27 protein-coding genes, 1 tRNA gene and 2 pseudogenes are annotated in these 26,546 nt (G+C 65.3%); 8 read left to right on the forward strand and 22 right to left on the reverse strand.

Features of this window, described 5'->3' with window-relative positions; genetic code table 11:
* Positions 1-19: 19 nt before the first annotated feature.
* Positions 20-1,699, forward strand: coding sequence for a putative bifunctional diguanylate cyclase/phosphodiesterase (locus U1739_RS15240; protein ID WP_332709423.1), 1,680 nt, complete (start codon positions 20-22; stop codon positions 1,697-1,699).
* A 3-nt stretch (positions 1,700-1,702) separates the two neighbouring features.
* Here the strand turns inward: U1739_RS15240 and dapE are convergent, their stop codons facing one another.
* Positions 1,703-2,845, reverse strand: a complete 1,143-nt coding sequence (dapE, locus tag U1739_RS15245) for a succinyl-diaminopimelate desuccinylase (protein WP_332709424.1) — start codon at positions 2,843-2,845, stop codon at positions 1,703-1,705.
* Positions 2,846-2,855: 10 nt separating this feature from the next.
* Between dapE and U1739_RS15250 the strand changes: the two genes are divergently transcribed.
* The gene (locus U1739_RS15250; protein WP_332709425.1) at positions 2,856-3,317 is read left to right on the forward strand and encodes a cupin domain-containing protein; all 462 of its coding nucleotides are present in this window, start codon (positions 2,856-2,858) and stop codon (positions 3,315-3,317) included.
* Here U1739_RS15250 and U1739_RS15255 read toward each other — a convergent pair.
* From U1739_RS15255 to U1739_RS15295, 9 genes are all read right to left on the reverse strand, one after another.
* Entirely contained in the window at positions 3,310-3,975 is a 666-nt protein-coding gene (locus U1739_RS15255; protein WP_332709427.1) for a glutathione S-transferase family protein, read from the reverse strand. The two genes, U1739_RS15250 and U1739_RS15255, sit on opposite strands and share 8 nt — an antisense overlap.
* Before the next feature lie 71 nt (positions 3,976-4,046).
* Positions 4,047-5,069 (reverse strand): substrate-binding domain-containing protein, encoded by a 1,023-nt coding sequence (locus U1739_RS15260; RefSeq protein WP_332709428.1) that lies wholly within the window; start codon positions 5,067-5,069, stop codon positions 4,047-4,049.
* A 74-nt stretch (positions 5,070-5,143) separates the two neighbouring features.
* Positions 5,144-6,160 carry an MlaA family lipoprotein gene (locus tag U1739_RS15265; protein ID WP_332709429.1) on the reverse strand — a complete coding sequence of 339 codons (1,017 nt, stop codon included), beginning with the start codon at positions 6,158-6,160 and terminating at the stop codon, positions 5,144-5,146.
* A gap of 130 nt (positions 6,161-6,290) precedes the next feature.
* Positions 6,291-6,974: a ribosome biogenesis GTP-binding protein YihA/YsxC gene (gene yihA, locus U1739_RS15270; protein WP_332709431.1), complete on the reverse strand. Its 684-nt coding sequence runs from the start codon at positions 6,972-6,974 to the stop codon at positions 6,291-6,293.
* Positions 6,975-7,144: 170 nt separating this feature from the next.
* Positions 7,145-8,848, reverse strand: coding sequence for a membrane protein insertase YidC (gene yidC / locus U1739_RS15275; RefSeq protein WP_332709433.1), 1,704 nt, complete (start codon positions 8,846-8,848; stop codon positions 7,145-7,147).
* A gap of 28 nt (positions 8,849-8,876) precedes the next feature.
* Positions 8,877-9,089, reverse strand: coding sequence for a membrane protein insertion efficiency factor YidD (yidD, locus tag U1739_RS15280; protein WP_332709435.1), 213 nt, complete (start codon positions 9,087-9,089; stop codon positions 8,877-8,879).
* Between the two features lie 136 nt (positions 9,090-9,225).
* Positions 9,226-9,543, reverse strand: a complete 318-nt coding sequence (gene rnpA / locus U1739_RS15285) for a ribonuclease P protein component (RefSeq protein WP_332709437.1) — start codon at positions 9,541-9,543, stop codon at positions 9,226-9,228.
* Positions 9,544-9,575: 32 nt separating this feature from the next.
* Positions 9,576-9,710 (reverse strand): 50S ribosomal protein L34, encoded by a 135-nt coding sequence (rpmH, locus tag U1739_RS15290; RefSeq protein ID WP_261292588.1) that lies wholly within the window; start codon positions 9,708-9,710, stop codon positions 9,576-9,578.
* Between the two features lie 102 nt (positions 9,711-9,812).
* Positions 9,813-10,106, reverse strand: coding sequence for a hypothetical protein (locus tag U1739_RS15295; protein WP_332709438.1), 294 nt, complete (start codon positions 10,104-10,106; stop codon positions 9,813-9,815).
* 255 nt (positions 10,107-10,361) lie between these two features.
* Here U1739_RS15295 and U1739_RS15300 point away from each other — a divergent pair.
* Positions 10,362-11,393: pseudogene (locus U1739_RS15300) on the forward strand (YifB family Mg chelatase-like AAA ATPase); the annotation flags it as partial.
* Between the two features lie 18 nt (positions 11,394-11,411).
* Here U1739_RS15300 and U1739_RS15305 read toward each other — a convergent pair.
* Both U1739_RS15305 and U1739_RS15310 read right to left on the reverse strand, forming a co-directional pair.
* Positions 11,412-11,759, reverse strand: coding sequence for a hypothetical protein (locus U1739_RS15305; RefSeq protein ID WP_332709439.1), 348 nt, complete (start codon positions 11,757-11,759; stop codon positions 11,412-11,414).
* A 232-nt stretch (positions 11,760-11,991) separates the two neighbouring features.
* On the reverse strand, positions 11,992-12,312 hold the full coding sequence (locus U1739_RS15310) for a hypothetical protein (protein ID WP_332709440.1): 321 nt from the start codon (positions 12,310-12,312) through the stop codon (positions 11,992-11,994).
* A gap of 378 nt (positions 12,313-12,690) precedes the next feature.
* Here U1739_RS15310 and U1739_RS15315 point away from each other — a divergent pair, with 378 nt between their 5' ends.
* On the forward strand, positions 12,691-13,485 hold the full coding sequence (locus tag U1739_RS15315) for a DUF5677 domain-containing protein (RefSeq protein WP_332709441.1): 795 nt from the start codon (positions 12,691-12,693) through the stop codon (positions 13,483-13,485).
* Positions 13,486-13,501: 16 nt separating this feature from the next.
* A pseudogene (locus tag U1739_RS15320) lies at positions 13,502-14,032 on the forward strand (magnesium chelatase subunit ChlI family protein); the annotation flags it as partial.
* Positions 14,033-14,150: 118 nt separating this feature from the next.
* On the opposite strand, the gene U1739_RS15325 reads toward U1739_RS15320, so the two are convergent.
* The 8 genes from U1739_RS15325 to U1739_RS15360 all read right to left on the reverse strand — a co-directional run bounded on the left by U1739_RS15325 (position 14,151) and on the right by U1739_RS15360 (position 20,667).
* Entirely contained in the window at positions 14,151-14,639 is a 489-nt protein-coding gene (locus U1739_RS15325; RefSeq protein ID WP_332709442.1) for a methylated-DNA--[protein]-cysteine S-methyltransferase, read from the reverse strand.
* 102 nt (positions 14,640-14,741) lie between these two features.
* Positions 14,742-14,828: transfer RNA gene (locus U1739_RS15330), tRNA-Leu, on the reverse strand.
* 124 nt (positions 14,829-14,952) lie between these two features.
* Positions 14,953-15,165, reverse strand: a complete 213-nt coding sequence (locus tag U1739_RS15335; RefSeq protein WP_332709443.1) for a hypothetical protein — start codon at positions 15,163-15,165, stop codon at positions 14,953-14,955.
* A gap of 120 nt (positions 15,166-15,285) precedes the next feature.
* Entirely contained in the window at positions 15,286-16,587 is a 1,302-nt protein-coding gene (locus U1739_RS15340; RefSeq protein ID WP_332709524.1) for a sensor histidine kinase, read from the reverse strand.
* Between the two features lie 38 nt (positions 16,588-16,625).
* Positions 16,626-17,345, reverse strand: a complete 720-nt coding sequence (locus U1739_RS15345) for a response regulator (protein ID WP_332709525.1) — start codon at positions 17,343-17,345, stop codon at positions 16,626-16,628.
* A gap of 72 nt (positions 17,346-17,417) precedes the next feature.
* Positions 17,418-18,041 (reverse strand): EF-hand domain-containing protein, encoded by a 624-nt coding sequence (locus U1739_RS15350; RefSeq protein ID WP_332709444.1) that lies wholly within the window; start codon positions 18,039-18,041, stop codon positions 17,418-17,420.
* Positions 18,042-18,194: 153 nt separating this feature from the next.
* On the reverse strand, positions 18,195-18,968 hold the full coding sequence (locus U1739_RS15355) for a thioesterase family protein (RefSeq protein ID WP_332709445.1): 774 nt from the start codon (positions 18,966-18,968) through the stop codon (positions 18,195-18,197).
* 157 nt (positions 18,969-19,125) lie between these two features.
* The gene (locus tag U1739_RS15360) at positions 19,126-20,667 is read right to left on the reverse strand and encodes a class I adenylate-forming enzyme family protein (RefSeq protein ID WP_332709446.1); all 1,542 of its coding nucleotides are present in this window, start codon (positions 20,665-20,667) and stop codon (positions 19,126-19,128) included.
* Positions 20,668-20,744: 77 nt separating this feature from the next.
* Between U1739_RS15360 and U1739_RS15365 the strand changes: the two genes are divergently transcribed.
* Both U1739_RS15365 and U1739_RS15370 read left to right on the forward strand, forming a co-directional pair.
* Complete coding sequence (locus U1739_RS15365) at positions 20,745-21,359, forward strand: glutathione S-transferase family protein (protein ID WP_332709447.1); 615 nt, start codon at positions 20,745-20,747, stop codon at positions 21,357-21,359.
* 241 nt (positions 21,360-21,600) lie between these two features.
* Positions 21,601-22,215: a hypothetical protein gene (locus tag U1739_RS15370; RefSeq protein ID WP_332709448.1), complete on the forward strand. Its 615-nt coding sequence runs from the start codon at positions 21,601-21,603 to the stop codon at positions 22,213-22,215.
* A 25-nt stretch (positions 22,216-22,240) separates the two neighbouring features.
* Here U1739_RS15370 and U1739_RS15375 read toward each other — a convergent pair whose 3' ends face one another.
* Together U1739_RS15375 and U1739_RS15380 are read right to left on the reverse strand one after the other, a co-directional pair.
* Entirely contained in the window at positions 22,241-23,482 is a 1,242-nt protein-coding gene (locus tag U1739_RS15375; protein WP_332709449.1) for a TCR/Tet family MFS transporter, read from the reverse strand.
* Positions 23,483-23,671: 189 nt separating this feature from the next.
* On the reverse strand, positions 23,672-25,012 hold the full coding sequence (locus U1739_RS15380; RefSeq protein WP_332709450.1) for a hypothetical protein: 1,341 nt from the start codon (positions 25,010-25,012) through the stop codon (positions 23,672-23,674).
* Between the two features lie 232 nt (positions 25,013-25,244).
* Between U1739_RS15380 and U1739_RS15385 the strand changes: the two genes are divergently transcribed.
* A complete protein-coding gene (locus U1739_RS15385; protein ID WP_332709451.1) occupies positions 25,245-26,459 on the forward strand; it encodes an acyl-CoA dehydrogenase family protein in 1,215 nt (404 codons plus the stop codon).
* Positions 26,460-26,546: the final 87 nt, after the last annotated feature.

The raw sequence follows: 26,546 nt of genomic DNA on the forward strand, positions 1-26,546 counted from the left end.
CCGGGGATCCGACAAGCGCATGGAAGGAGTGTCGCTGAAAAGCCGCGCGATCGTGTTCGCGATGTGTGCCGGTGCGGTTGCGTTCATCCTTGCGCTGGTGGCGACGACTCCCGATGGCGAGATCGGGCTCGATAGTGTCGCGCGCGCGCTGATCGCCGCGATCATTTGCGCGATAATGTGCTGGGCCTCGGCCGAGCGAGCCTTGGCGACCACCGCGGCGGCGCTCGATTCGGCCATCGCGCGACTGGCGCGTGCTGCCCATGGCGATCTGGACGGTGCGATTCCGCCCGAGATCGGCGCTTGCGTGCCCGAACTGGCGCAGGCCATGGACGGGCTGTTCGAGCAATTGAGCGCCAATCTGGACAGCGTACACCGGCTGGCCATGTTCGACTCGGTCACGGCCTTGCCCAATCGCACCAATTTCCGCCGCACCTGCGAGCGATCCTTGGGGGAATTGCCGCCCGGAACGATCGGCGCCTTGTTCTTCATCGATCTGGACCGCTTCAAAAAGGTCAACGATACGATGGGCCATGCGATGGGCGACATGCTGCTCGGCATGGTGGCCAATCGGCTGCGCGCGGTGGCCGACCGGGTGCGGGACGGGCTGGGCACGCCGCAACCGTTGATCGGGCGACTCGCCGGCGATGAATTCACGATGTTCGTCACGCATTTGCCCGATGGTGCCGAAGCCGCGCGGATCGGGCGTGGTCTGCTGTTCGCACTGGCCGAGCCGTTCGACCTGTTGGGTACCGATGTCGAAATCGGGGCGTCGATCGGCATTGCGCTGCACCCCGACCATGGCGGCAATCTGACGGAATTGATGCGCGCCGCCGACGCCGCCATGTATCATGCCAAGGCCAGCGGGCGTGGCCGGGTGGAATATTTCACGCAAGATCTGGCCCAGCGCATCGCCGTGCGCGCGCGGATGGAAGGCGAGCTGCGCGAGGCGCTCGAACGTGACCAGTTCCGTTTGGTCTATCAGCCGCAGGTCAGCCTGCCCGGCGGCCGGATCGTCGCGGCGGAGGCCTTGCTGCGCTGGCACCATCCGCGCGACGGGCTGACGCTGCCCGGTACATTCCTCCAACGTGCCGAGGAGACCGGGTTGATCGTCGAGATCGGCGAATGGGTGATCGCGACCGTGGCGGAGACGATCGCGCGCTGGGGGCGGATGGGGATCGAACAGCGCCTGGCGATCAACATCTCGCCGCGACAGCTCGACCATGTCGCATTTTTCCATCGGCTGCGCGCGGCGATGCGCGCGGCCAACGCACCGGCGCATCTGCTCGAACTGGAGCTGACCGAGACGCTAGCGATGCATTGTTCGAGCGAAGTGGTCGAGGCGATCGCGTTGCTCCGTGCCGATGGCGCGACCATTGCGATCGACGATTTCGGCACCGGCTATTCCAACCTGACAAGGTTGCGGCATCTGCCGATCGATCGCGTGAAGCTGGACCGGAGCCTGATCGAGCATGTCGCCGACTGTATCGACGCGCGCACCATCGCCCATGCCGTGATCGGCTTGATCCATGGGCTGGGGTGCGAGGCAGTGGGCGAGGGGATCGAGACGCAGGCGCAGGCGGACGTGCTGCGCGTGATCGGTTGCGACGTGATCCAGGGCTTTGGCATCGCCGAACCGATGGACGAGGCGGCGTTCGTCGCCTGGGCGCGGACCGACGAACGCCGCGCGCTGGCGGGCTGAGCGTTACGTCAGCGCGCGGGCGATGATGTCGGCATAGATCGCGCGCAACATTGCCAGATCCGCCACCGCCACCGCTTCGTCGCATTTGTGCATCGTCGCGTTGAGCAGGCCGAATTCGACCACCGGGCATAGTTTCGACAGGAAGCGCGCATCCGACGTGCCGCCGGTGGTGGAGAGTTCGGGGCGAGCGCCGGTATGCGCCTCTATCGCGTCGCCGATTAGCGCGGAGAAAGCGCCGGGCGGCGTCAGGAACGCCTCGCCCGAGACGCGCGCGGTGACGGTGGCGTCAGGCGCGTGGCGCTTGACGATCGCGTCGATGCGCTGGGCCAGCGCCGGGCCGGTTTGTTCGTCGTTGAAGCGGATGCTGAGGCGGGCCGCGGCATGCGCGGGAATGACGTTGGTGGCGGGATTGCCGACGGTGATGTCGGTCGCCTCGATATTGGACGGTTGGAACCAGGCATTGCCTCGGTCGAGCACGATGGTGTCGATCTCGGCGAGCGCGGCAACGAGCTTGGGGATCGGGTTGTCCGCCAGCTGGGGGTAGGCGACATGGCCTTGCTTGCCGGGAATATCGATCCACATGTTGACCGAGCCGCGGCGACCGATCTTGATCATGTCGCCGAGCCGCGTGGTCGAGGTGGGTTCGCCGACCAGGCACAGATCCGGCGCAATACCACGCGCTGCCATCCGATCGATGATGGCGGGCGTGCCGTAAGTGGCGGGGCCTTCTTCGTCGCCGGTGATGATCAGGCTGATCGTGCCGTCGCCACCGCCCTCGAGCTGCGCCGGAATGGCGGCGACGAAAGCGGCGATCGCGCCTTTCATATCGACTGCGCCGCGACCGTAGAGCAGGCCGCCCCGCAACTCGGCGGCGAACGCATCGCTGGTCCAGCCGGGGCCGGGCGGAACGACGTCGAGATGCCCGGCAAAGGCGAGATGCGGCCCGCTCGTGCCGCGGATCGCGAGCAGGTTTTCCACCGGGCCGTCGGGCGCCTCGCCGATGATGAAGCGATCGACCTCGAAGCCGAGCGGCAACAAGGCTGCCTCCAGCACATCGAACACGCCCCCTCGGGCGGGCGTGACGCTGTCGCAGGCGAGCAGCGCCTTGGCGAGATCGACGACATCGGGCAGATTTGGCTCAGACATGGAGGGGACATTGCCCAAGCTCGAGCTCGATACAATCCCACAGACCAATGCGACCGGCTATCCGCCGCCGTACGACGAGGAGGTCGCCGGGCGCTGGTATCGCCGCCTGGCGCCGATGGCGGGGCTGACCCAGATGGGGGCGAGCCACGTCACGCTAAAGCCGGGCGCCTGGTCGTCGCATCGCCACTGGCATCATGGCGAGGATGAACTGGTGGTGATGCTGTCGGGCGAGGCCGTGCTGGTCGAGGATGCCGGCGAGACGGTATTGCGCGCCGGCGATTGCGCGGCCTTCGCCAAGGGTGTGGCCAACGGACATCACTTGCAGAATCGCAGCGCGGCGGACTGCGTGTTCGTGGCCATCGGCGCCGGCGCGGACGAGGGCGGCTGCTATGCCGACATCGATATGGATTTCGCGCCGAATAGCTACACCCATAAGGATGGCACGCCGTATCCGACCAAGCGGATCAAGTAAGGGAAGGGACCTCGAACTTCTCGATCACCCATTCCTCCTCCTGCGCCGCGGCGATCCAATCCTGCATGAAGGGGTGTTGCAGCACCGCGTCCATATAGCCGGCGGCGAAGCGCGCGATCGGCAGGCTGTAGGTGACGATGCGCGTCACGACCGGCGCGAACATGATGTCCGCCGCGCCGAACTGGCCGAACAGGAATGCGCCGTCGCCGCCGAAACGCGCGCGCGCCTGGGCCCATAGCTCCATGATGCGGGCGAGATCGGCGAGCACGTCGTCGTCCGGCCGAACCGGAGGGAAGGCCTGGCGGATGTTCATGCTGTGCTTGCGGCGGAGCGCGGTGAAGCTGGAATGCATTTCCGCCGACATCGACCGCGCCATCGCGCGGGCGGCGTTATCGGCCGGCCAGAACAGGTCGCGGTCGGTCTTTTCCGCCAGATATTCGACGATCGCCAGGCTGTCCCACACCACCGCGTCGCCATCCCACAGAATCGGCACCTTGCCCGAGGACGGGGCGAATTCGTCGCCTTCGCGGCGCTTGTCCCAGGCCTCGTCGTACAGTGGCACGACGACTTCTTCGAACAACAGGCCCGATTGCTTGCACGCGAGCCAGCCGCGCAGCGACCAGGAGGAATAGGCCTTGTTGCCGATGATCAGTTTCATGGCCGCGGGAGATAGCGGTGAAGTCGGCGGCAGGGAAGGCGCTTAGCGGCGACGTGCCACCGCGGACGCGGTCAGTGCAGCGTCGCCGGGTCGATCGGCTCGGCGCGCTGGATCGCTTGCAACGATCGCGCGCGGATCTTGTCCGGCAGCGCGATCAGGCCGCGCTTGACGAGCGGGCCGCCCGGCGACCACATCGCGGCGTATTGATCGAGATACGCCTGTACCGCCGGTCGGCCCTTAAGCCGACTTGTCTTCACGTACAGGTATAACGTGCGCATCCCCGGATATTTGCCGCTGGCGATGGTGGCATATTCCGGCTCGACGCCGTCGATCGGCACGCCGTTCAGCCGGCCGGCATTCTGTTCGAGATAGGAATAGCCGAACACGCCGAGCGCGTTGGAGTCCTGCTCCAGCCCGCTGACGATGACGCTGTCGTCCTCCCCCTTCGTGACATAGGGGCCGTCGGCGCGAATCTGGCGGCAGACCTTTTCGAACTGTGCAGGATCGCCGGCGGCTTGCAACGCCTTGGCATCGGGCATCGCCTCCAGGCAGCCGGGTTGCAGGATCAACTCGACGAACACGTCGCGCGTGCCGCTGGTCGCTGGTGGCCCCAGCACCTGGATTGGGATCGCGGGGAGGGCCGGATTGACCTCCTTCCACGTCTTGGCGGTGTTCGGCTTGCCCAAGGGGTTGGCCGCCAGCGCGAGATAGATGTCCTTGCGCGTCAACGCGATCTTCGGCCCGTTGTTCGATTCGGCCAGCGCGATGCCGTCCAGCCCGATGGCGATTTCGGTGATGTCGCGGATGCCGGCCGCCTGGCATTTGTTGAACTCGGCGCGCCGCATCCGGCGCGAGGCGTCGACGATATCGATCGCCCGATCCTTCTCGCAGAAGCGCAGGATACCGACACCGGTGCCGACCGTGTCGAACACCGGTGCCTTATGGCCCGATTTGGCCTGCACGAAGGCCTCGCCCACCGCTTTGCTAAAGGGAAAGATCGTCGACGATCCGGTGACGCGTATTTCGGAGGACTCGCTGCTGCAGGAGGCGAGCGCGAGCGGGGCCAACAGGAATAGTCCGAGCCGTCCGAGCATCTCACTCTCCCCCTCGCCCGCAGCGTGCGCGCGAGGGGGAGTATGACTCGGCACGATGACCGTCTTGTGACGGCTCAGTTCTTGGGGATTGCCGCGGGGTCGAGCGGCGCGAGGGGCACCGTGGGGATGGCGGCGGGATCGGCCGTCGGGGTCAGCACGCGCCCATCGAGGCGGATCGGGCCGACCGGCTTTTCCGACATCGGGCTCGACGCGCCGGTCCTGCGGCCGCGCAGGTGATCGATCTCGGCCTGGCGGCGCTGCAGATAGAAAGCGCGCGTATTGGCGTAGGGATCGGCCTGGCCGTCGTGCAACGCACTGAGCGTTTCTTCGAAATCGGCCCGGTGATCGAGCGCGCCGAGCACGCCAAGCGGGATCGCGACCGTCGGGCGGGTGAAGGTATTGCCGAACGCCAACGGCATGGTCAGCCGATCGATCGCGCCGCCAAACAAATCGCGCACCGTGGTCGGCCCGACGATCGGCAGGAACATGAACGGGCCGTTGGGCACGCCGTAAAAGCCCAGCGTGTCGGCAAAGCCATTGCCGCGGCGTGGCAGCTTGAACGGTTTGCGCTTGGCCATGTCGATCACGCCGAGCGCGCCGATCGTCGAATTGAGCGCGAAACGGCCCAGCGTCTCGGCCGCCTTGCCGATCTTGTGCTGGAACACGAAGTTCACGAACACGACGGGCTCGCGCAGATTGTACAGGAAATTGTGGATGCCGCTGCGAATCGGCGACGGTACGTTCTTCTTATAGACCATCGCGATCGGGCCGACGATCGCGCTATCGACCGCGTCGGTGATGGCGAAAGCCTGCGCATTGGCGCCGCGAAATGGATCCGGCGTGTCGGACGCGCTGCGGGCCGTGACGACGATATCGGGGTGGTCAGCCGCCTCCGCGGGTGACCCGGGGGCGGCCGGCAGCGGCGCGGGAATGGACGCAGGCGGGGGCGGCGGAAGCTGGTCGCTCGGCGGCGGCGTCGGCGCCGGCATCGGCGTGGCCGCTGGCGGCACCGGGACAGCGCCCGACGCGGCGTCCTGCGGCGAGGCCGTATTGGCGAGCACCGCCGCGGTCATGATTATCAGCAAGCCCAATCGCGGCCCTTTCAGAAATACGGCGTAGCGGGCCGGCATGAGCAAGCCCTAAAGATTACACGTTAATGACGCGCCGTAGCAGATCGCGGGTTCGTGAGTCCGGCCAATTGTTGGCCGATCGGCGCGGCGGCTAACCGATCGCTTCGATCACTGCGGCGCGCAATTCGGCAATGCCCAGACCTGTCTCGCTCGAGGTGAGCAGGATATCGGGATGCGCGGCGGCGCGCTTGCGCGCTTCCACTTCGGTGCGCGCCGCGACGTCGGCCAGCTCGCTGGGCTTGATTTTGTCCGCCTTGGTCAGCACCATGCGATAGCTGACCGCGGCTTTGTCGAGCATCTCGAAGATCTCGCGATCGACATCCTTGATGCCGTGGCGCGAATCGATCAGCACCAACGCGCGCTTGAGCTCCTGCCGCCCGCGCAGGAAGTCGTTGACCAGGAAACGCCATTGCTTGACGATATCTTTCGGTGCCTTGGCGTAACCGTAGCCGGGCATATCGACCAGCCGTAAGGTGAGCGGCTCGCCGACGTCGAAGAAGTTGAGTTCCTGCGTGCGCCCCGGCGTGACCGAGGTGCGCGCCAGCGCCTTGCGCCCGGTGAGCGCGTTGAGCAGCGACGATTTGCCGACATTGGAACGGCCGGCAAAGGCGATTTCGGGCACGCTGGCGTCGGGCAGGAATTCGAGCTTCGGCGCGGACTTGAGGAAGGCGATCGGGCCGGCGAACGTCTTCCGCGCGCGTTCGACCAGATCGGGGTCGAACGTGGCGGTTTCGAAGGGGGCTTGCGCGGGCGCTTCGGGCGGTGTGTCGGTCATCTGTTCGGTCCGTTCGTATCGGGGGGTGAGGACTTCCCCCATTCGTCACCCCGGACTTGTTCCGGGGCCCACTGCGCCGCGCGCGCTGCTGTCGCGCCTCTTGTCCATAACATGCCGCCCGGTGGACCCCGGAACAAGTCCGGGGTGACGGTGAAGAGTGGCAGCGGCGGCTACTTCGCCACCGCTTCCTTCATCCCCGGATGCCGCGCGTAGAGCACGCGCTGCTGCAGGATCGTCAGGCAGTTCGAGGTGATCCAATAGACCTGCAGCCCAACCGCGAACGGCGCCATCACGAACATCAGCACCCACGGCATGATCGCGAAGATCTGCTTCTGCGTGTCGTCCATCGGCGCCGGGTTCAGCTTGAACTGGAAGTACATCGAGATGCCGAGCAGCACCGGCACGATGCCGATCGCCAGGAAGTGCGGCGGGGTGAAGGGCAGATAGCCGAACAGGTTGAGGATCGTCGCCGGATCGGGCGCGGACAGATCCTTGATCCAGGCGACGAACGGCTGGTGACGCATTTCGATCGTCAGCAGCAGCACCTTGTACAAGGCGTAGAAGATCGGGATCTGCAGCAAGGTCGGCAGGCAGCCCGCGAGCGGATTGACCTTCTCGGTCTTGTACAGCTGCATGATCTCCTGCTGCTGGCGCGGCTTGTCGTCCTTATAGCGTTCTTGCAGCGCCTTCATCTTGGGCTGCAGCGTCTTCATCGCCGCCATCGACTTGAACTGCTTCTGCGCGATCGGGAACATGATGCCGCGGATCGTGAAGGTCAGCAGGATGATCGCCACGCCGAAATTGCCGACCATGCGGAATAGCCAGTCGAGATAATAGAAGATTGGCTTCTCGACGATCCGGAACCAGCCCCAATCGATGCCGTGATCGAAGAAAGCGATGCCTTCCTTGTCGGTATAGCGATCGAGCAGGCGGACTTCCTTGGCGCCGGCATAGAAACGCGACGACTGGGTTACGGTCTTGCCGGGCGCGAGCAGCCGCGGCGTGACCGAATAATCGGCCTGGTACGCCTTGTTGGCGCCGGCGCGGAACTGGCCGTCGAACGGCACCGCCTGATCGGGGACGATCGCGGTCAGCCAATATTTGTCGGTAAAGCCGAGCCAGCCGCCGGTGGTGGAGAATTTCTGCGTGCCCTCGTCGATCGTGCTGAAATTCACGTCATAATCCGCGCGGCCGTTATGCGCCGACATCGGGCCGATCTGCACCGTCCAGGTATCGGCATCCTTGAACACGCCGTTGCGGTTGACCAGGCCATACGTCGCGACGGGCACTGGCGCCGCGCCGGCATTGGCGACGGTCTGGCGCACGGTGAACATATAGCCGTCATCGACCGACAGCACGATGCGGAAGCGCTGGCCCTGAGCATTGGCGGCATCGAGCGTGACCGGCTTGCCGGGCGACAGCACGTCGCCGGTCGCGGTCCAGATCGTGTCGGGCGCGGGTGGCTTCAGGCCATCGTCGCGCCAGCCGAAGCCGGCGAAATAGGCGTCCGGGCTGCCCGAGGGCGAGAGCAAGCGGATCGGCTGCGAATCCTTGGCGATCGTTTCCTTGTAGGATTTGAGCACCAGATCATCGATCCGCGCGCCCTTAAGGTTGATCGACCCACTGACCGTCGGCGTATCGATGCGGATGCGCGGCGTTTCGCGCAGCACCAAGGCGCGATCGCGCACTGCAGACGGCGCGTCGGCAGCGGGATCGGCGCTCGGGTTGGGAACGACCTGCGCCTTGCCCGCGACGATCTTGGTCACCGGCGGGTTGGCGGCGGGGAAGAACTTGTTCTGCAGCAGCGGCCAGCCGAACAGGATCAGCGCCGCGATCACCGCGAACAGGATGAAATTCTTCTGGTCGTCTTTCACTGGTCAGCAATCCGTTCGCGAATGTCTATCAGGGAACCGGGTCGTAGCCCGAACCGCCCCAGGGATGGCAGCGGCCGATCCGTCGAGCCGCCAGCCATCCGCCTTTCACCGCGCCATAGCGGTGAAGTGCCTCGATTGCATAGGCGGAACAGCTTGGCGCGTAGCGGCAGGTCGGCGGCAGGACGACGGATGGGCCGAGTTGCCAGGCGCGAGCGAGGAGGATGAGGAGGCGCGCTAGCATGTGGCGCCCTTATTTCCGTCACCCCGGACTTGGTCCGGGGTCCAACGTGCCGCACGCGCATCGTTCGTGTTAGAAACGCAGCGTGTGCGGAGAGTTGGATGCCGGACCAAGTCCGGCATGACGGTGGAGGGTGTAGTCACCGCATCACCTTGGCCAGCGCCTTGGTCAGTTCGGTGCGCAATTGCGCGTAATCGCGCTCGATCCCGCCATTGCGACCGATCAGTACATGATCCGCGCCGCGAATGCCGCGTTCGGGCAACAATTCACGCGCGAGCGCCCGCAAGCGCCGCTTCATGCGGTTGCGCACGACGGCGTTGCCGATCTTCTTGGTGACGGTGTAGCCGATACGCATATCGGGCGAGCCGTCCTGCCGGTCGCGCACGAGCAGCACGAAGCCCGGCATCGGTGCGCGTTTCCCGGCATTCGCCGCGAGAAAGTCGCGGCGAATCTGCAAGGTTGCTATGCTGGCGGCGCCAGCGGCGTCAGTTAAGCCGACAGCTTCTTGCGGCCGCGGTTGCGACGCGCGCGCAGGATGTTGCGGCCGCCCGGAGTCGCCGAGCGCAGACGGAAGCCGTGGCGACGGGCGCGCACGAGATTGCTCGGTTGAAAGGTCCGCTTCATCGGTCATTCCCTAAAATCTAACCCGGGGGGTATCTGAATGTAAGAAGGCCGCCACAGGGGCGACCTTGAAGCCCGGGCCATTAGGCAAGGCGGGCGGGAAAGTCAATTCGCCGCCGCCGCTTTGTCGCGCGCGTGACGGCGTAGTGCACTGCCGCGGCGCATCATGCGATCGACGAAAGCGCCGATGCGCGGGAATCGTCGCTTAAGCCGTGCCCAACGCTGCCGCGCCCAGACCGAATTGCGCAACACGAGAATCATGCCGCCGGCGAACAGGATCGCACCGGCCGGGCCGGGCAAGGGAGTGACCAGTGGAGCGAGGAGGATCAGCAGGCTGCCGAGGCTGAGCTGGCCGTAGCGCTTGAATGGGTGCGGGGCGGGGCGGGCGGCTTGCGTCACGGAATGGATGTGGGGCGGGTGTATTGTTTTGGCAAGACAGTATACCACTTGTCATCGCGTCCTTCTGCGCTTCCCCGGCGCAGGCCGGGGCCCAGTTGCGCGCGGGTTGGTAACGAGCGCTGCGCGTCGTTACCTCCACCTTCGCGACTGGGCCCCGGCCTTCGCCGGGGAAGCGCAATTCGGGGAGGTGCTGCGCTACCTTTCCCCCTTCCGAAAAGCGGTTATGCTCGTACCGACTTCGGGGGAGGCGGCTGCATGGTGGCGAGCGTATCGACCGTCGCGTATCTCGGGCTCGAGGCACGGGCGGTCGACGTGCAGGTGCAGCTGATCCCGGGATTGCCGGGTTTTTACGTGGTGGGGCTGGGCGACAAGGCCGTGGCCGAGAGCCGCGAGCGGGTGCGCGGTGCGATCTCGGCGATGGGGCTGGCGCTGCCGCCCAAGCGCATCGTGGTCAATCTGTCGCCGGCCGACCTGCCCAAAGAGGGATCGCATTTCGATCTGCCGATCGCGCTGGCGCTGCTCGGGGCGATGGGCGTGGTCGATGCCGAGACCCTGGCCGATTATGTCGTGGTCGGCGAACTGGGGCTGGATGCGCGTATCGCGCCGTCACCGGGGGTGCTGCTCGCCGCGCTGCACGCGTCGGAGATCGGCAAGGGGCTGGTATGCCCGGCGGCGCAGGGGCCGGAAGCGGCCTGGGCCGGGTCGATCCAGGTGATCGCCGCGCCGGACATCCTGGCGTTGCTCAACCACTTTAAGGGCCATAGTCTGTTATCGGCGCCGCAGCCGGGCGGGGCGGATGACAGCGTCTCCGGACCCGATCTGGCGCAGGTCAAAGGGCAGGAGACGGCCAAGCGCGCGTTGGAAATCGCCGCAGCGGGGAATCACAACCTGCTGATGATCGGGCCGCCGGGATCGGGCAAGTCCTTGATGGCGTCGTGCCTGCCGAGCATCCTGCCGCCGCTCGATGCGGCCGAGGCGCTGGAAGTGTCGATGGTGGCGAGCGTCGCGGGAACGTTGCAGGGCGGGCGGCTGACGCGGACTCGGCCGTATCGCGCGCCGCATCACTCCGCCTCGATGGCGGCGTTGGTCGGCGGCGGGCTGAAGGTGAAGCCGGGCGAGGTGAGCTTGGCGCATCTCGGCGTGCTGTTTCTCGACGAACTGCCGGAATTCCAGCGCGCGGTGCTCGATTCGCTGCGCCAGCCGCTCGAGACGGGCACGGTGAGCGTGGCGCGCGCCAATGCGCATGTCACGTTCCCCGCGCGGGTCAAGCCTGCAACGCACGTAAACTGAGAAGCCGGAAACGCGTTATCTGATCAAAAGGGGAATGACGCGCCAGAGAACCGGCGCTATCGCCCCCATCAGGGTTCCTACGATTATCATTCGGCCCGCCATTCGTTCAGCGTCGCGATATAGTTGTTGGATCGCAGCTTCGACTTCGGCTGTATCGTCTGAATCCGCGCCAGTTTTTGGAGACAGCGTTTGAAGCTCTCTCTCCACCCGATCGCGATACGCAATGCCAAAGCGCCAAACACCGATCGCAATGAAAACACCGCTTGCAGCAACAACAACGTCAAGCTGCTTGATCCATAATCCGGCAGCTATCGCGATGACGAATGCAGCCCATGCCATCCCATCGGATTGAGCCTCGATCATTCCGCGACTGCCTACATGTAGTCTGCGTGGGGAATGGGTGAGACGACGTTCCTCGTGATACCGAGCCAGTGAGGCTCGCGCGGCGGCTATCATCTTCTTACTGTGTCTTGGCATCTCTCCAGTATGCCGCTTTTTGCCCGTTACGGCAGCAGAATTCGTTCTGCTTCGCTTTGGCGGTAACCACGTTCGTCAAGCATGCAATCCACGTAAAATGAGAAAAATGGGTGTGTGTTTAGCGGATTGCCTGCTTGGTGACCTCGCTAGCGGCGCTCAACGCGCGCTCGCCAATAGGTCGTCTTACCTTCGTCGGTTCCGCGTTGTGGATGCTGTAAAGCGCGATGATGAAGCCGGTGAGGGCCGTTATGAACGCAGCCAAACCGAACCAGAACCAGCGTATGCACGCTGCGAGATCTACTTTGATATCGCTGTGCTCGATCAAGCGTTCGGCGACCGTGAGGTCACAATCAGCACGCACCTTGCCCGGTGTCTTTGTAGACGTGGTAGTGGTGGCGGCGTTACGAGGCATAGTGGGACTTCCGTTGGCTTTGTCCAACGAGTGCATCCGGGGTTACCTGTCCGGAGATAGCACTCATGGCCCACCATAAAGGTGGTGTTACAAGCCGCTTGCGGTTGGAAGTCCCATGGGCGACAGCCCGTTAATTAGCGATTGCGTAACCAACTTACAAGTGCCGCCGCCGAACGAAACTGCGGACGGTGGATGCGGCTTCGGAAGTAACCACGATCAGCAAGCTGCACCGGACGTAGAGTAAAAGAGCACGGGTTCGGCGGATGTTACGGGGCGATCTATGTGGAGAGCTGAGTAGCGGAAAGCGTCTCGACAGGGTGCGAGTGCCGTCGGATACAACCGGCTCGTAGGGATTTTTGCTGAAGGCAGAAGTCCAACGGCGTGAAAGCGGATCGGAGCACATCTTTGAGCAATCCAAACTTGTTGAGCGAGTTCGCCAACCGCCTGTTGGCCGAGGCTGCTGCCGCTCGAGTCAATTTGCAGGTCGCAGATGTGCTGTTCCTTGGAGCGATGGGAGTGGCAGACCCGGGGCGTCATTTTGCAAATTACGCGAACATGATCTTCAACAGGATTGTATCGCTCTATGACGATTGCGAACTTCTGCTCAAAAACCAGAGAATACCTGCTGCATGTGTATTGGCGCGTTGCATACTTGAAACCTACGCAGTCGGAGAGTTTGCGCTATCCGAAGTCGTCAAGGGCTTCAACAATGGCGGCCTGAAGAAAGCGGGTGAGACGGTCTTGGCTTACGTTAACAGCTCTCGGATTAAGGTGGAGGAGCAGAAGAGGCTAAAGGACGGAGTGTTTTCGGCAGACGACTACTTTTTTACACCTGAGGCGGTGGCGCGGATGCAAAATGAGGAAGCGGTCTCGAAACATATCCTCAATGCAATGCGAAATCTATTTAAGCGGGAGATGACGACATCTTCGCGCAAGGAAAGCATGTTTGAGATGATTTATGAGCAGCTCAGCGAGTGGACGCATCCGTCACAGACGAGCCTGTTTCACGCGTTCGCCGAGGACACCTGGTTGGTTGAGACGAGGGCTGGCAAGATATCCATCTGGGATGGGGCGCGCGGTGCATGTGGGCAGGCGATGCACTTCATAACGGCGGCCCCGGATCTGAGGGATCGAATGACTGAGGCCGCCAAAGAACTGAGCGTGGCACATGACCAGGACGCGGCGAAACCGACATTTTGAACAGGAGTGCTCGGAGCATCTGCGATTTCCGGCGGTAACGACTTTCGTGCAGTTGATCGCGGCGATGAACCCGTGCCGCTGCGGGCATCTCGGCGATGCGGCGCTCGCCTGTTCGCGCGCGCCGCGGTGTGCGGCGGATTATCAGGCGAAGGTCAGCGGGCCATTATTGGATCGCATCGATTTGCACGTCGAGGTGCAGGCGGTAAGCGCCGCCGATCTGGTCTTGCCGCCGCCGACCGAGGGTTCGGCGGCGGTGCGGGCGCGGGTGGCTGCGGCACGCGGTGTCCAGGCAACGCGTTATGCCGATCACGACGTGCGCACCAACGCCGAGATCGATGGCGACTTGCTGGCGGAGGTGGCGACGCCCGACGAACCGGGGCGGCGCTTGCTTGCCCAGGCGAGCGAGGCGATGCGGCTGTCGGCGCGCGGCTATACGCGCATCCTGCGCGTGGCGCGGACGATCGCCGATCTGGCGGGCAGCGCGGAGATAGGGCGGATCCACGTGGCGGAGGCGTTGAGCTATCGGCGGCAGGCGCCGCGGAATTAGCGCCCACGCGCTCAATGGTGCGTGCTAGTTCCCCTGCGAAAGCAGGGGCCCAGAGCCCCGCGCGCAGCTTTCGTGGTCCTGGGCCCCTGCTTTCGCAGGGGAACAATGGTCATCAAGTTCAAGCGCAGGCCCCCCGCTCCAGATCGAGCAGCAGTTTCTTCGCTTCGAGCCCCCCGGCAAAACCCGTCAGGCTGCCATTCGCGCCGATCACGCGGTGGCACGGCGCAATTATGGAGATGGGGTTGCGGCCGTTCGCCGCGCCGACCGCGCGAGAGGCGCCAGGCCGACCGATCTGGCACGCAATCTCCCCGTAACTGCGCGTTTCGCCAAACGGGATGGTCAGCAGCGCCGCCCACACGCTTTTCTGGAATTCGGTGCCGCGGAAATCGAGCGGCACGGTAAAGGCGGTGAGCGTGCCGGCGAAATAGGCCGCGATCTGGCGCTTTGCGTCGAGCAGGATCGGGTTATCCGGGTCGTCGAGCATCTCGCCAAGCGGGACGCGGCCGGGCGCGTCATTCTCCCACAGGATTGCCGTCAGCCCGATCTCGCTTGCCACCAGGGTAAGCGCGCCGACCGCGGAGTCCATCATCGTGTAGGTGTACGCCATCGTCCTGCCTCTCGGATCGCTCTGTCCAATGCGGCATATCGTATCTGGCCCGGCCGCGCCTGCCGGAACCTACGTTCAAAGGATCGCGATGCGATATATCGATGGTGCGGGCGGTCGGGGTCGAACCGACACTCCGATTAAGGAACGGGATTTTGAGTCCCGCGCGTCTACCAATTTCACCACGCCCGCATGTCGAACGGCGCGCAGGCCGTCGACGAAGGCGGCTCTATAAGCGAGCGATTTGGCGATTTCCAGCAGGAATTGTCGGTAGGCGAGATAGATGTTGGGCGGCACACGTCGCGCGCCGCCTCGCTCAGGCCCAGGGGCTGCCGCTTTTGGTCGCGGGCTTGGGAATATGCGCGGCATGCACGCCCTGCGCGGCGCCAGCATCATCGGTTTCAATATCATATTTGTCGGCGAGCAAAGCCATCGCCAGACCGACATACGCCGCGATGGCGTGATCCCCCTCGTCATCGAGCAGGCGGCAGGCGTCGTTCAGTAAGGTGTAGACCTCTAAGGCGTTCATGGCGTTTACCCCCCGGCCCGCCACGCACCCCAAGTGCGTTACTAGCCCTGTATTTATACGTATAACACAGTATTTGTTGCTTTAAAAGGCGTGCCGCCGCCATCATCGCAAAGAGAAAGGCTAGCGTGGCAGGCTAATCGTCGCGTCGAGCCCGCCGCCGCTACGGTTTTCAAGCCGAATGCTGCCACCGGCATCTGCGACGATGGCGCTGGCCAAAGCGAGGCCAAGGCCGATCCCGCCGGTATCGCGATTGCGCGATGTTTCCAGCCGGGTGAACGGATCGAACACATCGGCGAGGCGATCTTCCGGAATACCTGGCCCCTGATCGGCCACGACGATATCGACCCGGCCAGGTGCGGGCTGGACGCTGACCGCAGCCGACGTGCCGTATTTCACCGCATTCTCGATCAGGTTGCGCACCGCGCGGCGCATCAGCGAGGGGCGCAGCCGCATCTGCAGCCGCGGCGTTTCCTCGTCGAACGTGACGTCGGCACCGAGATCACGGAAATCCTCGACCACCGCGTCGACCAACGCGGCGAGATCGACCTGGGTGAGCGGTTCGCTCGGGCGGCCGAGGCGCGCCAGCGACAGAATGTCGTCGAGCGTGCGATCCATTTCCATGATCGTGTCGGCCATCTTGGTCCGGTCGGCCTCGTCCTCGACCGATTCGATGCGCACCCGCAATGCGGCGAGGGGCGTGCGCAGATCATGGCCGATCGCGCCGAGCATGCGATCCTTCTCGTCGAGCATCGCCGTCACGCGCAGCCGCAGCGCATTGAACGCGGCGACCACGTCGCGCAGGTCCTGCGGCCCATCCTCGACGATCGGCACGTCGACCTCGCCGGGGGTGAAGTTACGGGCGGCGACGGCCAGGCTCTGCAGCGGGCGCGAAATGCGCCGGCCGATCCACAAGACCGGCAGCAGAATGATCCCATAGAGGATCAGCGTCTGCGCGATGAGGCGGAGGAACAGCTGGCCTTCGCCGCGCGGCCAAGGGGTAGCGGAGACGAGCCAGCCGCCGCCGATGCGCTCCACCGCGATGATCAAGTCGCCGCTGCCCAGGCCGTCAGGGCGGCGGCCGCGCGGCGGGCCCGGGCGCCGCAGCCGGGCGGGCCGGTCGTCGACCACGGCGGTCTCGATCCGGCCAACCCTGAGCCCAGCGTCGCGCAGGGCGTCGCGAATACCTTGTTCGACCTCGGGGCGATGCTCAGCCGCTTTGTCGATCGGCGACCGCTCGAACAGCCGCACGCGGCCGCGATCGGGCGAAAGCTGTGCTTCGGCGCTCCGTTCGACCGCGTCGACGATGCGCGCAACGGCTGGGCCGGTGGCCTGTTCGAAGCGAAAATTGCGTCGCTCGCGCAGCAACATGGAGAAATTGATCAACTGCGCGACGAACAGCGCCAGTGCGATGAGCAGCGCCATCTGCCCGGCCAGACTGCGCGGCCAGAGCCGCAGCTTGCTCACAAGCGGGTGACCTCGGCGGCGAGCGTGTAGCCACCACCCCACACGGTCTTGATCAGATCCGGATTCTTCGGGTCGGCCTCGATCTTGCGGCGCAGCCGGCTGACCTGATTGTCGATCGCACGATCAAATGCGGCGGCCTCGCGGCCTTGGGTGAGGTCGAGCAACTGGTCGCGCGTCAGCACCTGGCGCGGGCGGGTGACCAGCGCGTGGAGCAAATTATACTCGCCGGTCGACAGCGGCACCGACACGCCTTCGGGATCGACCAGCGCGCGTTCACCCGATTTGAGCACCCAGCCGGCAAAGGCGAAGGCGCCGCTATCCGGTGCGTGCTGGCGCGTGCCGCCGGCCGCGGCGCGGCGCAGGATGACCTTGATGCGGGCGGAGAGTTCGCGCGGGGAAAAGGGCTTCACGACATAATCATCGGCGCCCATTTCCAGCCCGACGATGCGGTCGGTTTCCTCGCTGCGCGCGGTGAGCAGGATGACGGGGATCTCGCTGGTCTCGCGGATATGGCGGGTTAGGCTCAGCCCGTCCTCGCCAGGCATCATGATGTCGAGCACGACGAGGTCGATGGCATAAGCCGATAGGCGCGTGCGTGCGGTGGCGGCGTCGCCGGCCTGGGTAACGCGAAAACCCTGCTTGGTCAGATATTGCGCGAGCGGCTCGCGGATCGAGCGTTCGTCATCGACGAGCAGCAGATGTGGCATGTCTCCCATCGGTTCGGCGCTTAGCATGATGTTTCCCGGTTGGAGAAGGTGCCGGGCGACGATCCGCCGCCCGGCATCGGGTTACTCGCCCTCGGCAGGCGGTGGCGGCGGCGGCATGTCGCCGCCCGGACCGCCGGGGCCACGGCCAGGACCGCGCATGGCCTCCATCTCGGTGCGGTCGATGAAACCGTCATGGTTGGCGTCGACGCGATCGAACCGTTGGTCAGCCTCGGCTCGGGACTCGTCGCGGCTGACCTTGCCGTCCTTGTTGGTGTCGGCATGACGCAACATCATGCCCGCCATGTCGCCACGCCCGCGCATGCCGCGCAGACCGCGCGGGCGCGCTTCCTCGCCGGAAAGCTGGCCGTCCTTATCTTCGTCCTGCGCCGTGAAGTGCGCGGACGCCGCGGCGGTGGCTTCGGCGAACGTGATCACGCCGTCCTTGTTGGCGTCGTCGCGCAGCAGCTTTTCGCCGCGGCGGCCGGTCTCGATCTCGTCGCCGCTGAGCTTGCGATCGCTATTGGCGTCGCGCTGGGTGAAGCGACTTTGCGCGGCGGTGAAGAATTCGCTGCGCGAGACGGCGCCGTTCTTGTCGGTATCGGCGGCCATCGGACCGCGTGGCGCCATCACCGCGCTCGCGGTGACGGCAATGCCCCCGACCGCCGAAGTGGCGAGCGCGGCGGCGATGAGGAGCTTCTTGTTCATGTGCGGTTCCCGGGCGGGTCGCGGCCTATCCGCGTCCTTGCCGACGGTAATGGAACGGGCATGTCGCTGGCATGTGTCGGCGCGCGGGAAAATTGTCGCAAAGTGTCGCGGCGATGTTCCCCGGACCAGTCCGAAGATGACGGCTGGCAGAGGTTAGGCGAAGATCGCCACGCTCTGCATGCCCTGCGCGATCGGCGTGCCATCGGCATTCCACAGCATCATCGTTTGGCTGGAGCAGCCATTCTTGGCGTAATCGGACTTGGCCGAGAGCAGCCACCAGCCGTCGGTCGTCCGCGGCGTGGGCGTCAGCAGATTGACGATCCAGGTCAGCGAACTGAGCGGGGCGGGTTGCTTGCCGAGCAATTTGAACGCTGCCGGGGGCAAGGCATCGGCCAGCGCCATTACCTCGACCATCGGATCGAGCCCGTCGCGCTCGCGCAGCCGGCCCCAACGCAGCCATTCGGCATCGCCCAGCCCGTCCTTATAATCGAAGAAGTTGAAGTTGCCGGTGAAGAATTCGGGTGGGCCGGTGTACAGTTCGGCGTCGGGCGCGGGCGGGCGGTGGTCGCTCTGCAGGCGACCGTCGAGATCGATGCGCGATAGCTGATCGGACATGAACACGAAGGTGGCGCGATAGCCGAGACCGGCGTCGGAAACGATGTCGGACTGAATGAACGCGGCATTGCGGCCGCGGCGCAGCTTGGTCGCGGTGACGGTCACGGGGCCGGAGAGTGGGCCGATGAACGCGACCTGCGCGGAGCGTAATGGCGGCAGGTCGGGTTCGCACGCCTGCGCGGCGTGGAGCGCGAGCGCGCTGGACAGGCCGCCATAGGCGGTGCGGCCTTGCAGCCAGTTAGGGGTGATCGTGGCGGTGAAGCCGGTGTCGGTGACGGAGGCGGCTGCGAGGATATCGGTGATCGAGGTCATGAGTCGTTATCCTGAAACCGAAAATACCACTTCCCCGGCGAACGCCGGGGCCCAGTTGGGAGACGGCAGATGTCGGGCGTTGCGCTCCGTCATATCGACCTTCGCGACTGGGCCCCGGCCTTCGCCGGGGTGGCGCCTGAGTAGGAGCGCGGGAGCATCAATTGGCGCCTTGTCGTAGACGATCGCGCAATTCGCGCTTGAGCACCTTGCCGATCGCGCTTCTTGGCAACTCGTCGATCGCGTGCAAGGCCGACAGGCGCTGCGTCTTGCCGAGCTGCGCATTGGTCCAGTCGCGGATCTCGTCGATGCCGGCGGCGACGCCGGTATGCGGCACATAGAAGCCGACCGGGGTTTCGCCCCATGCCTCGGAGGGCATGCCGATCACGCTGCAATCGGCCACCGCAGGGTGCTGGCCGAGCACGGCTTCGAGATCAGTGGGATAGATGTTGAATCCGCCGGAGATGATCAAATCCTTCTTGCGGTCGAGCAGGATCAGGAAGCCGTCTTCGTCGAAGCGCCCGACATCGCCGTGGCGGATGTAGCGGTTGCCCTCGGCGTCGTGCCATTCGGCCGATGCGGTGGCCTCGGCGCGGCCGTGATAGCCGGTCATCATGGTCGGGCTGCGGCCGACCACTTCGCCCATTTCGCCTGGTGCGACCTCGTTGCCGTCATCGTCGATCAGGCGGATCTCGTGGCCGGGGAGCGGCGGGCCGACGGTGTGCAATTTGTCGGGATGGGCGGTGGCGTTAAGCCCGGTCGAGGCGCCGCCCTCGGTCATGCCGTAATATTCGACCAGCAGGCCGGGCCAGCGCTTGACGACATCGGCCTTGAGCGCAGCGGAGAACGGGGCGCTGGTGCTGGTCTTGAGGCGGAAGCTGGTCAGGTCGAAGCGATCGAAATCGTCCAGCGCCATGATGCGCTGATATTGGACGGGGACGAGCATGGTGTGCGTCGCGCGGTGGCGTTCGGCGAGCTGCAGATAGCCGCGCGCGTCGAACTTCTTCATCAGCACGACGGTGCCGCCCCAGCCCAAGGTGGGCAGGAAGCTGACCAAAGTGGTGTTGGAATAGAGCGGGGTGGCGATCATCGTCACCGCGTCGCCGAACCCGGCGGCGGCGTTGCGCGCGATATGCGCCCAGCGCATCGCGTGGCTCTGCACGATGCCCTTGGGGCTGCCGGTGGTGCCGGAGGAATAGATGATGTTGAAGCCGTCGGTTGGCTTGATCTCGACCGGCGCGGGCCTGGTGCCGTCCGGCGAGAGCCAGGTGCCGAGCGACTTGAGGTGGACGAGCTTGCCCGGGATGTGCTGGCCGGCGAGCGCGGCGGCGGCGTCGGCATCGACAAACGTGATGGCCGCGCCGCAATCGGCGATCATCGCCGCGATCGACTCTGGCGTGGCGGAAGGCGCGAGCGGGGTGGCGACCCCGCCGGCGCGCAGCGCGCCAAGGAAGACTGCGGCATTTTCGATACTGGCGGCGGCGACGATCGCGACGGACGCGCCGTGCGCGATCCCATCGCGCTGCAACGCAGCGGCAACGCGGTCGATCAACGCGTCGAGCCCGGCATAATCGAGCTCACCGCCGGCCTCGGCCACAGCGACCTTGTCGGGATGTTCGCGGGCGTGGGCGCGGATCAGCGCCGGCAGCGTGGCGAAGGCGCTGTCGAGCAGCTGGGCGGCGGTGGCGATATCGGTTCCCATGGTTCGACTCCGCTAGTCTAGCGAAGAGCGAAATGCCATACGCGATGTTCTAAAAGAGAATCGGCGAGGGGGATGTCATGCTGTTCTACGACGCTGCCAATCCGGCGCCCAACCCGCGCCGCGTGCGCATCTATCTCGCCGAGAAGGGGCTGAGCGTGCCGCGCGAGATGGTCGCGATACCGGCGGGCGAGCATAAGAGCGAGGCGTTCCGAGCGATCAATCCGCTGGGCCAGATCCCGGCGCTGAAGCTCGACGATGGCAGCGTGATCACCGAAAGCGTGTCGATCTGCCGCTTCTTCGAAGCGATCCATCCCACGCCGCCGATGTTCGGCAGCGGAGCGAAGGGCCTGGCCGAAGTCGATATGTGGACGCGGCGGATCGAGCTGCGGCTGATGACGCCGCTCGCCGCGGTATGGATGCACACCCATCCGTTCACGGCGCGCGTCGTGAAGCCGCAATATACCGACTATGGCGAAAGCCAGAAACCGCGCGTGGTGGCGGCGATGGCGGAGTTCGATCGCTTCCTGGCGGATCGCGAATGGCTCGACGGCAAAAGCTACACGATCGCCGATATCGTGCTGCTGACGACGGTGGATTTCGCCGCGTTTGTCGGTGTGGGCATGCCCGACGAGCTCGAACATCTGTCCGCCTGGCAGAAGCGCGCTTCGGCGCGGCCGAGCGCAGCGGCCTGATCAGGCTGCGGGGTGGTGGCGATCGTTACCGGGCAGGGCGGGCCAGCTTGGGCGATCCGGCGTGGATCGGCATGCAGGTACGTACCGCACCAATCGCTGTGCTCACTTTGCGGCCCTACCCTTCTTGCCGGAGACAGGACATAGATTCTTCCTTCCAAGCGCGCAGGACCGATTGACACGGTCTCTATTTTTCAATCACTTGCGCGCGCCGGTGGGGAAAACCGGCATCCAGGGGGATTTCATGAACAAGTTGCTTATCGCGCTCTCGAGCGCACCTATTGTCGCGTCCGCAATACCCGCCAGCGGGCAAGGCGTGCCCGGGTCGACGCTTGTCGTCGGCGCGGTCACACCAGCCGTACTGCGCGCCGGCACGCAGGTGCCGCTCAAGATGTCGGAAGCACTGACCACCAAGGGCAAGGGCCTGAAGGTAGGCTATCGCTTCCAGATGGAGACGGCCGAGCCGGTGACGGTCGGCGGACAAATCGTTATCCCGGTCGGCAGCCCGGTGACCGGCGAAGTGACTGACGTGCGGTACAAGGGCATGTGGGGCAAATCAGGCCGGATTGGCGCACGCGTTCTGTTCGTCCGGGCCAATGGCCGCCAAATCCGCATGACCGGCTTGATCGACGATAAGGGGACGACGGGAACGGGTGGCGTGGTCGCTGCGGTGGCGTTCCTGCCCGTTGCGGGCTTCTTCACCACTGGCACCAGCGCGAACATTCCGCTCGGCGCGCCGCTCAACGCGTTTATCGATGAGGATGTTGCGGTCGCTTTCGCGGCAGGCGCCCCCCAGCCGATGGTTGTGGCACCGGTCGTGGCGCCGGTTGCTCCGGTGCCCGTGGCACCAGCCAAGTAAGGCGATCGGCCGGGGGGCAGTACGCTTATACTCCGGTCTTCGCTTCCTCCGCGACCCCCTCGGTCGCGGAGGTCGTGCGCTCAAGCACCTTCCCGACAACGATGCCGATCGCGATCAGCACCAGCAATCCTGCGAGCAGGAACGCCGCGCCCGGGAAACCATGTTCGACGCCGGCGGCCAGCGTCTGCGTCATCATCAGCGGGCTGATGATCGCGGCAACGCTGGCCAGGCTACCAAGCCCGCCCTGCAACGCCCCCTGCCGCTCGGGGCCGACCATGCGCGACAGCAGCCCGTTGACCGCCGGGCCGACAAATCCGGACAAGGCTCCGATCACCATGAACGCATAGGTCTGCCACCCCGCGGTGACGAAGGCCAAGGCAAGGAAGCCCGCTGCGCCGAACGCCAGCCCGATCAGCAAGGCGCGCCGATCGCCGACGCGCCCGATCACCGGCGCGACGAGCAGTGCCTGCACCAGCGCCATGATCAGCCCGACATAAGCGAGGCTGAGGCCGATCGCGCCCGGGCTCCAGTTGAAACGGATCGTCGCCCAGAACGCCCAGGTCGCGGGATACACCTGATGTGCGAACTGCCAGATGAACGCGACGAGCAGCAATGGCGCGGCGACGCGGCTGTCGAACAACGGCTTGAACGCGCCCACGATATGCGAATCGCGCAACCGGAACGGGCGGCGGTGGTCGCGTGCGAGCGATTCGGGCATTGCCAGCGTCATGATCGCGGCATTGCCGAGCGCCAATATGGCCGCAGCGATGAACGGCGCGCGGGGGCCGAGGCCGGAGATCAGCCCGCCCAATGCCGGGCCGATGATGAAGCCGATGCCGAACGCCGCGCTGACATAGCCGAAGGCCGCACTGCGCTTGTCAGGTGGGGTGACGTCGGCGATCACCGAGCTCGCCGGGCCATAGATCGCGCCGGCGATGCCGGCGATGAAGCGGCCGAGGAACAGCCAGGCAAGCGTCGGCGCGGCCGCCATCAAGGCATAGTCGATCCCGAACGCCAGCATCGAGGCGATCAGCACGGGGCGACGGCCGAACCGGTCGCTCAAATTGCCGAGGATCGGACCGGCAACGAACTGCGCGAGCGCGAAGGCGACGAGCATATAGCCGGCGATCCGCGTCGCCTCATCGATCCCGACCTGGCCGAGCTGCGTGATCAAGGCGGGCAAGACGGGCATGACGATGCCGAAGCCGATCGTGTCGATCAGCACGGCGGCAAGCACGATCGGCACGGCGCGGTTGGCGAAATGCATGATGGATATCCTTGCTCATCGGCGTCGGTGCGCGCCACGGATACTGGCCGGTTCGTCCCCGCGCGTCACCCCGGATTTGGCCCCGCGGATTGCGGCCCGCCAACGTAGTGGCGGCCGAGGATGCTGGACGATGAACCTGGGCCCGGGCTGACGGTCACATGGGGACGGTGCGTCGGTGGCGAAGGAGGGTCAGCTTGCTTCGCCCGGCATCGCTTTCTCCTGCGGCGCGGGGGTGGCGATGTTGAAGATCCGCGCGATCAATGCTTCCAGCGTCTCGAACACCGCCTCGACGCCGAAACCGGCGACGAACGACAGGGCGGAGCTGGACAAGGCGACCGGGCCGATCAGGCCGGTTCCCGCGTCGTCGCTGCTCGGCTGGCCGATGAACAGACCGATACAGGCACCGACCACCGCACCCAGGGCCAGCTGCTGCACGGACAACTGCAAGTCGCGCGGCGTCAGCAGGCTGGCGCGGGTCTTGCGCGACAGCGAGCGAACGACCGCGGCGGCCGCGCCCAAGAAGCCGTACAGCACTGGTAGGATCGCGGAGGCAATGATCCCGGCGAGCGACGCGGCATAACCGACGATCCCGGGGCCGTTGACGACTTCGCCCGGTTTCTTCACCGCGTTGTTCTGAAACAGCCATCTGGCGAGCGAGCGTTGCACGCGCACCACGTCTTCCTGCGCGGCGACCAGCCCGGTACAGGCCTGGCGCTGTTCGGCGCTTTCATATTGCGCAATCTCCTTGCCGCTGCTCGCAGGAAGCGCCGGCAAGAGTCGGATTCGATCGCAATAGCCCGTGATATAGGGGCTTTGCGCAACAGACGGGGTGGTCAGCTCGGCCGCCGCGACCGACGGCCTAGCGTCGCCCTCTTGTTCCGCGGCCTGGTCTAACGGGAGCGTCGCCGGGGCCTTGCCGGCCTCGGCCATATCGACGCGCTTTTGCGCGGCGACGAGATTGGCCTGCGCGGTGGCGAGTTCGCCCAATTGCGCGTTGCCGAATGCGACATACCAGGAAATGGCGCAGGTGATGGTCAGCCAGATCAGCAGGAAGCCGTTCATGAACAGCATCATGCGCCGGAACCGCGCCGCCCGACCGGCCAGATCCGGATAGGCGGCGCACGCCATCGAGCGGCGCGAGGGGGCGGCGGCGACGCGTGGTTCGTCGTCACCTTCGATCTGCTCGCTGGCCCGGCGGCGACGCTCGCGATCGGCGGATTCTTCCTGGGTCACGAGCAGCGTGAAGGCGATCGTCGCGCCGCTGGCCGGGTAAGACAGGCTGTTGAGATAATCCTTGGCCTTGATCAGCAAGGCGGCCTGCTTGGCCTGGTCGCGCACCTGCTCCGCGGGAGGCCAGTTGACGCTGCACACCTGCTCGATCCAGTCGGCCGGCAGCCATTCCGGCTTGTCCTTGGTCAGTGCGGAGAGATTGGTCGTCGGGTTGGCGGCAAGGTTGTCGAGCAGCAAGTGAACCTCGCTTAGTTCACGCCCCAGTACGAAGACCTTGGGGTCTTCATTGGTATCGGCCATGTCTTCCTCCCCCGAGAACCACTAATAGTAAGATGTATTGGCGATTTACGTCAATCGGTATTGGCCGATCTTCGCTTTACTGGGCGTGGGTGGCGCGAGCCTAGTAGCTCGCGTGCGGTGCCGGGCAGGGGGGCGCGACCGCCCGGCGCCGGCGGGTCTTTGCATCGCTGCCAATCTGTGCCATCCCGGCGCCATACCCGATATTCAGATTCGACAAAAAGGATGAGGACCCATGGCTTCCGCCGCTGAACTCGACGCCCCCGTCAATCCGCTCGACAGCTTCCGCCAGGAAGTGCGCGACTGGCTGGCGGAGAACTTCCCCGCCTCGCTCAAGGGCAAGGACAATGCGATGTCGGCGGTCGATGGGCCGAGCGAAGCATCGCCCGAGGAAGAGGCGTGGAAAAAGGCCGTCGGCGAGAAAGGCTGGGGCGTGCCCGCCTGGCCCAAGCAATATGGCGGCGGCGGGTTGGATCGCGCGCAGGTGCGCGTGCTGCAGGAGGAAATGGGGCGGGTTGGCGCGTGGAACCCGGTCGGCGGGATGGGCGTGATGATGTTCGGCCCGACGCTGCTGGAATATGGCACCGAAGAGCAGAAGAGCCAGCATATCCCGGCGATCGCCAATGGCACGATCCGCTGGTGCCAGGGCTATTCCGAGCCGGGTGCCGGCTCCGATCTGGCGAGCCTGCAGATGTTCGCCGAGGACAAGGGCGATCACTATCTGGTCAACGGGCAGAAGACCTGGACCTCGGGCGGGCAATGGGCCGACAAATGCTTTGCCCTGGTGCGGACCGACAAATCGAAAAAGCATGAAGGCATCAGCTTCATGCTGATCGATATGGATGCCGAGGGCGTCGAAGTGAAGCCGATCCGGCTGATCTCGGGCTCGTCGCCATTCTGCGAGACGTTCTTCACCAATGTGAAGGTGCCCAAGGAAAATCTCGTCGGCCGCGAAGGCGAGGGGTGGACGATCGGCAAGCGGCTGCTGCAGCACGAGCGCTCCAGCCTGTCGGGCGGTGGATCGGCGCGGATGTTCGCGGGCAAGCCGATCGGCACGCTGGCCAAGGAATATCGCGGCACCGACGAGCAGGGCCGGGTCAGCGACAGCGATCTGCGCATGCGCATCGTGCGGCACGACATGGACAGCCGCGCCTTTGCGCTGACGCTGCGCCGCGCGGCGCTGGAGGCCAAGTCCAACCAGGGGCCGTCGGCGGCGACCAGCATCATGAAGAATGTCGGCGCGCGCATCACGCAGGATCGTGCCGAGCTGAGCATCGAGATCATGGGCATGAACGGGCTGGGCTGGGAAGGCGAGGGGTTCAGCGAGGACGAGATCGGCCAGACCCGCACCTGGCTGTGGGGCAAGGCGGTGTCGATCTATGGCGGGTCGACCGAGATCCAGAACAACGTGATCGCCAAGCGCATCCTGGGGATGCTGGATCACCAGTAAGAATTCTCCCTCTCCCCGCCGGGGAGAGGGCAGGCGAGCGAAGCGACGCCGGGAGAGGGGCAGTGTGGAGAGGGCAGTGGGACACAC

The organism is Parasphingomonas puruogangriensis (genome assembly GCF_036663635.1).
Taxonomy (GTDB): domain Bacteria; phylum Pseudomonadota; class Alphaproteobacteria; order Sphingomonadales; family Sphingomonadaceae; genus Sphingomonas.

Excerpts from the sequence above, each read along its gene's own strand:
- U1739_RS15240 (WP_332709423.1), top strand. The coding sequence starts at position 20 with ATGGAAGGAGTGTCGCTGAAAAGCCGCGCGATCGTGTTCGCGATGTGT.
- dapE (WP_332709424.1), bottom strand. The coding sequence starts at position 2,845 with ATGTCTGAGCCAAATCTGCCCGATGTCGTCGATCTCGCCAAGGCGCTG.
- U1739_RS15255 (WP_332709427.1), bottom strand. The coding sequence starts at position 3,975 with ATGAAACTGATCATCGGCAACAAGGCCTATTCCTCCTGGTCGCTGCGC.
- U1739_RS15260 (WP_332709428.1), bottom strand. The coding sequence starts at position 5,069 with ATGCTCGGACGGCTCGGACTATTCCTGTTGGCCCCGCTCGCGCTCGCC.
- yihA (WP_332709431.1), bottom strand. The coding sequence starts at position 6,974 with ATGACCGACACACCGCCCGAAGCGCCCGCGCAAGCCCCCTTCGAAACC.
- yidD (WP_332709435.1), bottom strand. The coding sequence starts at position 9,089 with ATGCTAGCGCGCCTCCTCATCCTCCTCGCTCGCGCCTGGCAACTCGGC.
- rpmH (WP_261292588.1), bottom strand. The coding sequence starts at position 9,710 with ATGAAGCGGACCTTTCAACCGAGCAATCTCGTGCGCGCCCGTCGCCAC.
- U1739_RS15305 (WP_332709439.1), bottom strand. The coding sequence starts at position 11,759 with ATGATCGAGGCTCAATCCGATGGGATGGCATGGGCTGCATTCGTCATC.
- U1739_RS15325 (WP_332709442.1), bottom strand. The coding sequence starts at position 14,639 with ATGGCGTACACCTACACGATGATGGACTCCGCGGTCGGCGCGCTTACC.
- U1739_RS15335 (WP_332709443.1), bottom strand. The coding sequence starts at position 15,165 with ATGAACGCCTTAGAGGTCTACACCTTACTGAACGACGCCTGCCGCCTG.
- U1739_RS15340 (WP_332709524.1), bottom strand. The coding sequence starts at position 16,587 with ATGGCGCTGCTCATCGCACTGGCGCTGTTCGTCGCGCAGTTGATCAAT.
- U1739_RS15345 (WP_332709525.1), bottom strand. The coding sequence starts at position 17,345 with ATGGGAGACATGCCACATCTGCTGCTCGTCGATGACGAACGCTCGATC.
- U1739_RS15350 (WP_332709444.1), bottom strand. The coding sequence starts at position 18,041 with ATGAACAAGAAGCTCCTCATCGCCGCCGCGCTCGCCACTTCGGCGGTC.
- U1739_RS15355 (WP_332709445.1), bottom strand. The coding sequence starts at position 18,968 with ATGACCTCGATCACCGATATCCTCGCAGCCGCCTCCGTCACCGACACC.
- U1739_RS15360 (WP_332709446.1), bottom strand. The coding sequence starts at position 20,667 with ATGGGAACCGATATCGCCACCGCCGCCCAGCTGCTCGACAGCGCCTTC.
- U1739_RS15365 (WP_332709447.1), top strand. The coding sequence starts at position 20,745 with ATGCTGTTCTACGACGCTGCCAATCCGGCGCCCAACCCGCGCCGCGTG.
- U1739_RS15370 (WP_332709448.1), top strand. The coding sequence starts at position 21,601 with ATGAACAAGTTGCTTATCGCGCTCTCGAGCGCACCTATTGTCGCGTCC.
- U1739_RS15375 (WP_332709449.1), bottom strand. The coding sequence starts at position 23,482 with ATGCATTTCGCCAACCGCGCCGTGCCGATCGTGCTTGCCGCCGTGCTG.
- U1739_RS15380 (WP_332709450.1), bottom strand. The coding sequence starts at position 25,012 with ATGGCCGATACCAATGAAGACCCCAAGGTCTTCGTACTGGGGCGTGAA.
- U1739_RS15385 (WP_332709451.1), top strand. The coding sequence starts at position 25,245 with ATGGCTTCCGCCGCTGAACTCGACGCCCCCGTCAATCCGCTCGACAGC.